The 10428-nt window shown below is 67.4% G+C and carries 9 protein-coding genes; 5 read left to right on the top strand and 4 right to left on the bottom strand.

The window, feature by feature from the left end:
• Positions 1-1104: HD-GYP domain-containing protein (locus MTR62_RS11995; protein WP_244021181.1), on the top strand; the 1104-nt coding region annotated here is incomplete at its 5' end.
• On the opposite strand, the gene MTR62_RS11990 is transcribed toward MTR62_RS11995, so the two are convergent.
• A complete protein-coding gene (locus MTR62_RS11990; protein WP_244021180.1) occupies positions 1023-2804 on the bottom strand; it encodes an SLC13 family permease in 1782 nt (593 codons plus the stop codon). The genes MTR62_RS11995 and MTR62_RS11990 overlap by 82 nt on opposite strands.
• Positions 2805-2820: 16 nt before the next feature.
• On the bottom strand, positions 2821-4386 hold the full coding sequence (locus MTR62_RS11985; RefSeq protein WP_244021179.1) for a carbon-nitrogen hydrolase family protein: 1566 nt from the start codon (positions 4384-4386) through the stop codon (positions 2821-2823).
• A gap of 285 nt (positions 4387-4671) precedes the next feature.
• Between MTR62_RS11985 and MTR62_RS11980 the strand changes: the two genes are divergently transcribed.
• Positions 4672-4938 carry a hypothetical protein gene (locus tag MTR62_RS11980; protein ID WP_244021178.1) on the top strand — a complete coding sequence of 89 codons (267 nt, stop codon included), beginning with the start codon at positions 4672-4674 and terminating at the stop codon, positions 4936-4938.
• A 34-nt stretch (positions 4939-4972) separates the two neighbouring features.
• Here the strand turns inward: MTR62_RS11980 and queF are convergent, their stop codons facing one another.
• On the bottom strand, positions 4973-5446 hold the full coding sequence (gene queF, locus MTR62_RS11975) for a preQ(1) synthase (RefSeq protein WP_244021176.1): 474 nt from the start codon (positions 5444-5446) through the stop codon (positions 4973-4975).
• A gap of 195 nt (positions 5447-5641) precedes the next feature.
• Between queF and MTR62_RS11970 the strand changes: the two genes are divergently transcribed.
• The 3 genes from MTR62_RS11970 to MTR62_RS11960 are packed head-to-tail and all read left to right on the top strand — an operon-like array spanning position 5642 to position 9433.
• The gene (locus MTR62_RS11970) at positions 5642-7078 is read left to right on the top strand and encodes a hypothetical protein (RefSeq protein WP_244021175.1); all 1437 of its coding nucleotides are present in this window, start codon (positions 5642-5644) and stop codon (positions 7076-7078) included.
• A 31-nt stretch (positions 7079-7109) separates the two neighbouring features.
• On the top strand, positions 7110-8330 hold the full coding sequence (metC, locus tag MTR62_RS11965; protein WP_244021173.1) for a cystathionine beta-lyase: 1221 nt from the start codon (positions 7110-7112) through the stop codon (positions 8328-8330).
• Positions 8327-9433: a mechanosensitive ion channel family protein gene (locus tag MTR62_RS11960; RefSeq protein ID WP_407672676.1), complete on the top strand. Its 1107-nt coding sequence runs from the start codon at positions 8327-8329 to the stop codon at positions 9431-9433. The genes metC and MTR62_RS11960 overlap by 4 nt, the downstream gene beginning before the upstream one ends.
• A gap of 30 nt (positions 9434-9463) precedes the next feature.
• Here MTR62_RS11960 and MTR62_RS11955 read toward each other — a convergent pair whose 3' ends face one another.
• Entirely contained in the window at positions 9464-10420 is a 957-nt protein-coding gene (locus tag MTR62_RS11955) for a GGDEF domain-containing protein (protein ID WP_244021171.1), read from the bottom strand.
• Between the last annotated feature and the right edge of the window lie 8 nt (positions 10421-10428).

The following is a 10428-nucleotide window of genomic DNA, read 5'->3' as shown; positions in this document are numbered from 1 at the left end:
GTCGCGGGCTTTGGCATGGCCCGCCGGCCGAGCGCGCCGCGCCCCGGTTCCGGGCCGACCCCGATCGCGCGCGAATTCGGCAACGCGCGCCGGGTCGCGGGCAAGGCGCAGAAGATCATCTCGCGCGTGTTCATCGAAGCGCGGCTGGGCAAAGTCCCGCGCGTCGCCGATGTCGCGCCCGTGGTCGAGGACATCTTCGCCTCGATCCAGCGCAACCCTTATGCCTTTTCCGGACTCATGCGCTGCAAGGCGGAGAGCGAGGCGGCCTACCACCACATGCTGTCGGTCAGCGCGCTGATGGTCTCGCTCGCGCGGCAGATGCGCCTGCCTCCGGGCGAGATGCGGCTGGCCGGGATGGCCGGACTGCTGCTCGACATCGGCCTCTCGCGCGTGGAGACCGGGCTCGACAGCGTGGCGCGCGCGGCGACCGGCGCGATCGAGGATGCCGAACTGCTCGGCCGCCACTGCCTCGTCGGGCGCGACATGCTCGCCGCGGCGGGCGACGTGCCCGACGAAGTGCTGCATGTCGTCATGCGCCACCATGAAAGGCTCGATGCCAGCGGCTATCCGCAGGCGCTGGTCGCGCAGGATCTCGACATCTTCTCGCGCATGGCCGCGATCTGCGACACCTATGACCTCATCGTCTCGGGCGCGGCCAGTGGCCGGGCGATCGATCCGGCCGAAGCCATGCACACGCTGATGGGACTGCACACGGCGCTCGACGAGGATATCCTGGCGCGCTTCAAGGAAGCGCTCGGCGTCTATCCGGTGGGTTCGTTCGTCGAACTGCGTTCGCGCCGGATCGCGCTGGTGGTCGACCAGTCCCCCAGCGACCCCGACCTGCCCACCGTGCGCGCGTTCTATTCACTGGAAACCGGCAAGCACATCCAGGGCCAGACCATCGCGCTGGCGCAGTGCTTCGGGGAAGACGGCATCCTGGGCGTGGCCGATCTCGACGCGCTCGACCTGCCCCCCGCCGAGGACCTGCGCGAAGCCCTGCTGTCGGGCAAGGAGCGGACCGATCAGATCCCGTACCAGAACACCAGCGTGGTGGAGAGCGCGGCAACCATGATCAACACCAACGGCACGCCCGAACGCAGATAGTCGCGAAAGACATAGTCGCCTTCGGTCAGGATCATCATGTTGGTCTGGTAGGCGACCGGGGTCGCGTAGCACAAGTTGCAGCCGAACAGCACCGCCAGCACAAGCGGTTCGGCCGGCATTCCCAGCTGGTGCGCGATGTTGAAGGCGATCGGCGTGCCCACTGCGGCGGCTGCGGTGTTCGAGGCGAAGTTGGTGAGGATCGTCACGAAGATCATGATCGCGGCCAGTACGCCTGCGGGCGGCAGGTATTGCAGGCCCGACGAAAGCGCCGTGCCCAGCCACGCCGCCGCGCCCGAGACGAGGATGAACTTGCCCAGCGCGATCGAGGAAGCGACCAGCACGATCACCTTGGCCGACAGCGCCCGCCCCACCCGCTCGAAGCGCACGCAGCCGGTCGCGAACATCAGGATTGCGCCCGCCAGCGCGGAGATCGCGATCGGCACCAGCCCGAAACTGGCGAGCCCCACCGACCCCAGCATGATGCCCACCGCCAGCAGCGCCTTGCCGGTGCGCACGATTTCCTCGCCGCCCTCGATCTGGAGCAGCCCTTCGGTCTCGGCAAAGCTGCGCAGGTCCTCGGGCATGCCCATCATCAGCAGCACGTCGCCCTCCATCATCGGGGTGTCGGGCGTGTGCGCGCGCGTGTCGCGCAGCGGCTGGTGGACGTGGTAGATGCCCAGCATCGCCACCCCCTCGAACCCGGCCGTGCTCGGCGTCAGGCCGATCAGGCGGCAATCGGGCGCAAGGATCATCTCGCCGACCATCAGGTCCTCGCGCGAGCGGCTTGAATCCGCCTTGATCCGCTCAAGCAGCCACATCGGCGCGAGCGTCGCGGTCAGCCGGCGCGCGGCTTCCTGAAGCCCCTGGTACGTCCCCTCGGCCAGCAGCCGGCGCCCGACGTGGGTGGGTTGTCCGGGCGGCAGCCAGGCGCTCACCCCTTCGGGCAGCAGTCCGCGCGCTTCCTCGATCGTCTTGCCGCGCATGGCCGCATCGTCGGTCATGCGCAGCTTGGCGAGGAAGCGGCGGCTCTCGACCGAGACCGCCTTGGTGTTGTCGGGCAGCAGGCGCGGCATGACCAGCCACAGGTAGGGCAAGGCGACCAGCACCGAGATCAGCACGATCGGGGTGAAATGGAACACGGTGAGCGACTTCATGCCCAGGTCCTGCGCGATCGAGACCACCAGCAGGTTGGTCGAGGTGCCGATCGTGGTCGACATGCCGCCGATCAGGATCACCGCGTTGACCGGCATCAGCGTCTTGGACGCGGGCATCCCGCCGCGCGTCGCCATCTGCGCGAGGATCGGGATCATCAGCACCAGCACGGGGGTATCGTTGATGAGCATCGACATGCCCAGACAGACCACCAGCGTGAACAGGAGCCCCAGGCTCTTGTTGAACTGCCAGATCCGCGCCATCGCGCGCGCCGCCGGGTCGAGCGCGCCGGTGACCACCAGCCCGCGGCCCAGGATCATCAGCGCGCAGATGGTGACCAGCGCGTAGTGCCCGAAGCCCTCGAAAGCGAGGCTGAGCCCGGCGTACTTGTCCTGCCCCGGCAGAGGCGTGACGTAGAGCAGCAGGGCAATCGCCGCGATGGTCAGCAGCGAGACGATCTCGACCCTCAGCCGACCGCTGAAAAAGCCATAGAACATGCCCAGCGCGATGAGCATCGCGCTGGCGGCGTGGAAATCGGGAAGCATCATCGCGGGTTGCTTAGCCTCAACCGTGCGCCTGCGTCCACTCCACCCGGTAAAGATCGAAGCGCCGGTCGCGCAAGTTGCGCACCGCGCCCGACTGGCGCGCGGTCAGCAGCGAATCGAGGCTGAGGTCGGCGATCGCGATGGTTTCGGTGTTGGGCGCGGTGTCCGCCGCCACGCCATCGCGCGAGAAGGGAAAGTCCGAAGGCGTCAGGATCGCGCTCTCGGCGTAGTGGACGTCCATGTTCTCGACGTTGGGCAGGTTGCCCACCACGCCCGAGGTCACGACGTAGCACTGGTTCTCCACCGCGCGCGCCTGGCAGCAATAGCGCACGCGCAGGTATCCGCGCCGTTCGTCGGTGCAGAACGGCACGAAGAGCATCAGCGCGCCCTGGTTGACGAGGTGGCGCGCGAGTTCGGGAAACTCGCTGTCGTAACACACCATCACGCCGATCGGGCCGCAGTCGGTGGGGATCACGTTGGCGCCATAGCCACCCTTGATGTTCCACCACTTGGCCTCGGACGGGGTGGGGTGCAGCTTTTGCGATTCGTGCACCGAACCATCGCGCAGGAACGTATAGGCGATGTTGCGGATCTCGTGCTTGCCTTCCGCGTTCTTGACCCGCGTGGGGTGCGATCCGCCCACGATGTTGATGTTGTAGCTGACCGCCATGCCCTGCATGAATTCGACGAAGCGGCTGGTGTAGGTGGCGATCTTCTCGATCGCCTCGACCGGCTGGAGCTTCTTTTCCTCAATCGACAGCAGCGCGAGCGTGAAGAGTTCGGGAAACACCACGAAGTCGCTTTCGTAGTCGGAGGCGACGTCGATCCAGTATTCGACCTGCTCCTCGAAATCGTCGATCGAGGCGATCTTGCGCATCATGAACTGGACCGTCGCCACGCGCACCTGCGAGGGCACGCGCTCCTTGAGGCCGGGCACCGCCTTGCCGGTATCGCGCGGGGCGAGCGGGTTGGTCCAGTACATCAGGACCGCATTACCGCCGCTTTCCTTGTCCTTGGGGATGTAGTCGCGCAGGATGCCGCGCGGTTCGAACCCGCCGTTCATCTGGAAATTGATGACCTGATCGCGCGCCTTCTTGTCGATCACCGCCTGCAGGTAGTCATGCGGGTTGGGATACGTGCGCTTGCGCCGCGCGTAGCCGGGCATGCGCCCGGCAAAGGCGATACCCTTGAGTTCGAAGTGCTGGCACAGCTCCTTGCGCTTGCGGTAAAGCCGCTGGCCGATCCGCAGCCGCCGGTAATCGGGATCGACGCAGACCTCGAAGCCATAGAGCACGTCGCCCTCGGGATCGGAAATGCGCCCGTAGCCACCGTTGGTGATCTCTTCCCAGGTGTGCGGCCGGAAGGCGAGATCGGTGGTGACCACCATCGTCGCGCAGTGCCCCACGATCGTACCTTCGTATTCGGCCACGAACTGGCCTTCGGGAAAGTTGATGATCTGGCCGCGCAGTTCGGCGCGGGTGAAGGCGTCGGCCTTGCCGTAGACCTTGACCGAGAGACGCGCGATCGCCGGAACGTCGCCGACGGTGGCTTCGCGGATGATGAGTTTGGCTTTGGTGTGGTCCATGCGCGGCTTAATACGCGTCAAACCGCCGCCAGTTCCAGTGCACAGTTGGCTCAAGTGGTTCTCTTGCAAGCACACCGCGAACACCCGCGCGGCCAGTCACCCCTGCCCTGTGCCCCAAACCGGGAGGCGGCCTTGCAGGCGCGCGCGACGGGCTGGCGCACGCGCGGCACGCTCCATCGGGCGGCTATTTTGCACATCATCGCGGCAAAACGAATCTTTTCGGCAGTTTTGCGGGATACTTTTGCGCGCTCATCCGTTCTTCAAGGCAGGAAAGGAGAGATCTTCATGAGCGCAACTCTTATCGCCCTGGCGCTGTTCGCCTGCAACGACGACGGCACCTCCTGCCAGCGCCTGCAAACGCCCGTGGAGACCTACCGCACGAGCGGCGAATGCTTCGGCCATCTCGACGACATACTGACCAGCGAAGCCGCGCTGCGCGCCGATGCGCCCACGGTCTACGCCCAGTGCATGCCCAGCGCCCAGCTCGCCGCGCTCGGCTCGCGCGACATCAACCTGGCGCGCGTTTCGCAGGTCCAGCTCGCGCAGCGCTGACGCCGCGCGAACGAAGACCCGCGCCAGTACACGCTCAGCCGCGCCCGCGATAGCTCTGCACGCCCTGATCGGGAACCCACAGACCATCGGGAGCCGCGCCCGATTGCCAGAACACGTCGATCGGGATACCCCCGCGCGGATACCAGTAGCCACCGATGCGCAACCAGCGCGGCTTCATCTCGTCGAACAGGCGCTGGCCGATCCCCACCGTCACGTCCTCGTGAAAACCGGCATGGTTGCGGAACGAGCCGAGGAACAGCTTGAGGCTTTTCGATTCCACGATCGAGGCGCCGGGCGCGTAATCGATCACCAGATGGGCAAAGTCGGGCTGGCCGGTCACCGGGCACAGCGAGGTGAACTCAGGCGCGGCGAAGCGGACCAGATAGAGCGCGTCGGGACGCGGGCTGGGCACGTAATCGAGCACGGCGGCTTCGGGCGAAGCGGGCAGCGTGCTGGTCTGGCCCAGGTGCAGCGGGGCGCTTTCGGGCGGAAACGGGGTGTCAGTCATGCCCTTCAAATGGGCGCAAGCCCGCCGCGTGGCAAGTCATCGCGCGCGCCGGGCGCGCACGACGTTCCGGCTATGAACAGAAAATCTCCCGGACAAGGCGATCGGACGTAGGCAACGCCTGATCGCGATCCTATGGGCACGGGTCTTGCGCATTAACGGCGGGTTCACCGCGCATGGACTGGGAAAGCGGGCATCATGAGGGGTTTCACACGCATTTTCGACGGATTCCAGGCGCACGCCGGTCTGCCGTCGACCATCACCGCCGCCGCCCTGACCGCGAGCGCGCTCGTCATCCCGGCCCAGGCCCAGGCGCAAACACAGGTCTGGAGCCTGCCGGAGCCAACCTCGAGCGCCACCACCTCCACCGTCCAGGGTCCGGTCGATCAGGGCGCCCCGGTCGCAGGGCCCACCACCACCGCCGCGCCGACGAACGGCACCTCCACGACGAGCGCCCCGACGACGAGTGCCCCGACGACGAGCGCCCCGGCAACGAAGACGCCGACAACGAGCGCTCCTGCGACGCGGACGCCGACGACGAAACCCGCAGCGCCCGCCGCACGCCACGAGGCGCCTAAGTCAGCGCCCCCATCGGCCGCCCCTCGCGCAGGGTCGGCGGCAAAATCCACGTCGTCCTCCAAGCCGACCGCGACACTCGCCGAAACACCGACGCCCGCTCCCACGGCCAGCGCCACGCCCGCGCGAGCGCCTTCTCCCGCCCTCGCCACGCCCGAGCCCGCACGGCCGCAAGCGCCCGCCCCGCTCGCAACCGGCACGCAGGGCGCAAACGCCAGCCTCAGCCTGACCGAACCGGCACGCTGGCCGCTGTGGTGGTGGCTCGTTCCGGCAGCCCTGATCGCGCTCGCCGCTTTCGCGCTGCTGCAGCGCAAGCGCGCCAACACCGCCGGTCGCAGCGAAGCGCCAGCCCCGGATGACGCTGTGGCGCCCCGCCCCGCAGCGCCGCGCCCCGAGCCAACATCGGCTGCGGCTCCGACACCCATTGCGCCCCCCGCTCCCGCACCGAGCCCGACGCCCGTCGCCACCCCGGACCTCCCGCTGCCCGCCGAAGCGCCTGACCCGTTGCGCGCCGAGGCGCATGGCGAACTCGGCTTCGAGCCGCTCTCGCTGCGCCTTTCGCTGGTCTACGCCACCTTGCGCTTTCGCTTTGCGATTACCGCGCTGAGCGAGATTCCACCCAGCGCGCTCCACGGCGACATGATTTCGGCGCACGGTTCGGCCAGCCCGGACGAGCAGCTCCTGCCGCCGCTCGCCGCGCTGCCCCGGATCGGCGCGATCCCGCACCTCAGGATCGGCCAGCGGGTCATTCTCGAAGGCGAACTCAAGCTGCCCCTCGCCGACGTCAAGGCCGTGCGCGAAGGCGATGCCACGTTCCTGGTCCCGCTCGTGCGGCTCGCGGTCATCACCGACGAAGCCCACGAGGACTACGCCGACGATCTGCCCCACCTCGAACTGGGGCTGGTCTTCACCGTGGGCCAGCGCACCCAGCGCGCCGCGCTCGCACCCATGCGCACCGACACCGGCCCACGCGATTTCACCGATCTGGACGTGCGCGAGGTCGAAGGCGGACGACGCAAGAGCCTCTTGCCTCTCGCTTTCACGCCCTCGCCTGTCTAGACTTGCCCGCAACGCTACAGCGGAGTTGGACTTGAGCGACGTTAAGGATTTCGAGAACCTGAGCACAGCGACCAAGGTGGTCGGCGCAGGACGACGCAAGGAATGGACCGGCGCGGTGGTCAACCCGCCGATCTGGCGCGCGTCGACCCATCTCTACGAGAGCACGGCCGCGCTCGCCGCCAACGCGCAGTACAACGAGGACGGGCGCTTTTTCTATGGCCGACGCGGTGCCCCCACGCAGTGGGCGCTGTGCGATGCGCTCACCGCGCTCGAACCGGGCGCGGCCGGCACGGTCATCTACCCCTCGGGTCTCTCGGCGATCACCGGCGCGCTGCTCGCGGTGCTCAACCCCGGCGACGTACTGCTGGTCAGCGACAACGCCTATGACCCTACGCGCGCCTTCGGCATGGGCTTCCTCGCCGATTTCGGCGTCGAGACGCGCTTCTTCGACCCGCTCGACCTCGACGCCTACCCGGCCGCATTCTGTGACCGGACCGCCGCCGTCCTGCTCGAGGCGCCTGGCAGCCTGTCGATGGAAGTCTGCGACATTCCAGAGCTGGCGCGCATCGCGCGCAGCAAGGGCGCGATCTCGGTGCTCGACAACACCTGGGCCAGCGCGCTGGGCTTTCCCGCGCTCGAACGCGGCGTGGACATCACGCTCATGGCGCTGACCAAGCACGTCGGCGGCCATTCGGACCTGATGATGGGCTGCGCGAGCGCGGGCGCCGAGCTTTACCCCCGCCTGCGCCAGCGCGCGCAGCAACTGGGCATCGTGGTCTCGCCCGACGATGCCGCGCTGGCCTTGCGCGGGCTGCGCACGCTCGCGCTGCGGCTCGAACAGCAGACCCGCAGCGCCCTGACCATCGCCCAGTTCCTCGAGAGCCGCGCGGAAGTCGCGCAAGTGCTCTGCCCGATGCTCCCCGGCGCGCCCGGCCACGATCTGTGGACCCGCGACTTCACCGGCGGCTGCGGGCTGTTCAGCTTCGTTTTCCGGGGTGGCAGCGCGCAGGACCGCGACCGCTTCGTCGATGCGCTCGGCCTGTTCGGGATCGGCTTTTCCTGGGGCGGCTACGAAAGCCTGGCGCTGCCGATCAAACCTGCGGGCATCCGCGCGGTCATGGCCTGGCCGCCAGCCAGCGACAACGATCCCAAGGCGGACTGCCACGCGGTGCGCCTGGCCATCGGGCTGGAAGACACCGGCGACCTCATCGCCGACATCGAACAGGCGCTGGCCGCCTGGAGGGCGTCGTGAGCTTCGCGCTCACGGCCAGTTCCACGCCCGATCCCACGGCAACGGGGACCGGAGACATTTCGGGCGCGGTGGTTGCCGCGCCCACCCCCACCCCAACGGTGACCCACTTCGTCGACCAGCCCCTGGCGAGCGCCGACGACTTGCGCGAAGCGGTGGCCTCGCACTCGAACACCATCGGCGGCATCGTCAACACGCTCGACAGCCTGGCCATCCAGGTCGGCGCGACGCGCGTCTCGGTCTGGGACCTGACCGTGGTCCTGATCGTCATGGCGCTGGTGATCTCGGTCGCCTGGGGGGCCAGCAAGCTCTCGCACCGGCTAATTACCAACGCCCGGCGGCTCGACATGACGCAGCGCCTGCTCGCCGAAAAGGCGATGAGCCTGATCATCTGGGGGGTTGCGATCCTCGTCGGGATCGACCTGCTGGGGATCGATCTTACCGCGCTCACGGTGTTTTCGGGTGCGTTTGGCCTGGCCATCGGCTTCGGCCTGCAAAAGACCTTCGGCAACCTGATCGCGGGCATCATCCTGCTCATGGACAAGTCGATCAAGCCAGGCGACGTGATCGCGATCACCGACCAGGCGGGCAATTCCACGTTCGGCCAGATCCGCCGCATCGGCATCCGCGCGGTCTCGCTCACCACGCGCGACCAGAAGGAATACCTCATTCCCAATGAAAACCTGATGATCAATCAGGTCGAGAACTGGTCGTACTCGAGCAAGAACGTGCGCATTCAGGTGCCGGTGGGGATTTCCTACAACGCCGACATCGTGCGCGCCGAGGAACTCATGCTCGAGGCCGCACGCTCGGTGAAACGCGTGCTCCAGGCGCCCCCGCCCACCGCCTGGCTGGAAAGCTACGGCGACAGTTCGGTGAACTTCATCATCCACTGCTGGATCACCGACCCCGAGGAAGGCACCGGCAACGTGCGTTCCGAGGTGCTCAAGAAGCTGTGGCACCTGTTCAAGGCCGAAGGAATCGAAATTCCCTTCCCCCAGCGCGACATCAACCTGCGCACGAGCGAGGCGCTCCAGGAACTGGTCGAAGCGCTGCGCTCCGGCAACCTGCCCGCGATCAGCGACCGCGACGACGAACGGCGCTGAGAGCCTGATTGCGCAGGCGCCCGTCCGCGATCAGCGCGGATCGTCGTGGCGGCGGTTGAAGTGCGCGGGGTCGGACGGCGAAGGGGCCTTGGCCCGCGGCGCATCGCGACGCTCCATCTCGAGCCGGTTGCGCCCCTTGGCCTTGGCCACGAACAACGCCATCTCGGCGCGCTCCATGGTCGAATCCAGGCTTCCCTCGATCTGCGCGACCCCCGCACTCGCGGTGATCGCGAACTGGCAGTCGCCCACCTTCTGGCGCAAGTCCGCAAGCGTCGTCACCACGCGTGAGCAGATCGCCTCGGCCTGCTCGGCACTGGTGCGCGGCAGGAGCACGGCAAAGCGCTCCGAACCGATACGCGAGATGATGTCGTCCGACCGCAGCATCTCGCGCAGCAGGTCGGCGAAGATGCAAAGCACCTCGTCGCCGGTGTGCTGGCCATGCTTCATGTTGATCGAGCGGAAAAAATCGATGCTGAACAAGCCCAGGCACCCCTTCATCCCGTCCACGATCATGTGATCGAGCATCGAGACGAAGGCCGAGCGGTTGGTCAGCCGGGTCAGCGGGTCGGTGTAGGTGGCGGTGAACAGCTGCTCGCGCAGCGTGCGCTGTTCATCGATGCTGCGCATCAGGCTGAGCGCGCCGTAGATCTCGCCGTCCTCGCCGCGCAGCGCGCGCGCCTGGAAACGGTACCAGCTTTCGCGCTGATCGGGCGTGATAGCGGGAAATTCGACCCAGCTGCCGTCCTCGCGCCCGGCCACCGCATCGCCATGCGCGCCGGCGATGACCGGGCGGCCGTCCTCACGCACGAGATCGAGCAGATGCACCCCCACATGCGCCTGCGCATCGGCCAGGCCCAGCTGCGCGATCGCGGGCGAGGCATCGACGATATAGCCCTTGCGATCGGTCTTGAGCACGATGTCCGAACTGCCGTCCGCCAGCATCCGGTAAAGCGCGAGGCCTTCCTGGAGGTTGAGGTGCATGTTCATGCGACGAT

It is taken from the genome of Novosphingobium organovorum, assembly GCF_022832435.1.
Lineage (GTDB): Bacteria > Pseudomonadota > Alphaproteobacteria > Sphingomonadales > Sphingomonadaceae > Novosphingobium > Novosphingobium organovorum.
Note: the sequence above shows the minus strand (reverse complement) of the source record. Positions and strands in the feature narration are given on the sequence as shown.

Coding starts and splice junctions, on each gene's coding strand:
- MTR62_RS11985 (WP_244021179.1), bottom strand. CDS start 4,386: ATGGACCACACCAAAGCCAAACTCATCATCCGCGAAGCCACCGTCGGC.
- MTR62_RS11955 (WP_244021171.1), bottom strand. CDS start 10,420: ATGAACATGCACCTCAACCTCCAGGAAGGCCTCGCGCTTTACCGGATG.
- MTR62_RS11970 (WP_244021175.1), top strand. CDS start 5,642: ATGAGGGGTTTCACACGCATTTTCGACGGATTCCAGGCGCACGCCGGT.
- queF (WP_244021176.1), bottom strand. CDS start 5,446: ATGACTGACACCCCGTTTCCGCCCGAAAGCGCCCCGCTGCACCTGGGC.
- MTR62_RS11990 (WP_244021180.1), bottom strand. CDS start 2,804: ATGATGCTTCCCGATTTCCACGCCGCCAGCGCGATGCTCATCGCGCTG.
- MTR62_RS11980 (WP_244021178.1), top strand. CDS start 4,672: ATGAGCGCAACTCTTATCGCCCTGGCGCTGTTCGCCTGCAACGACGAC.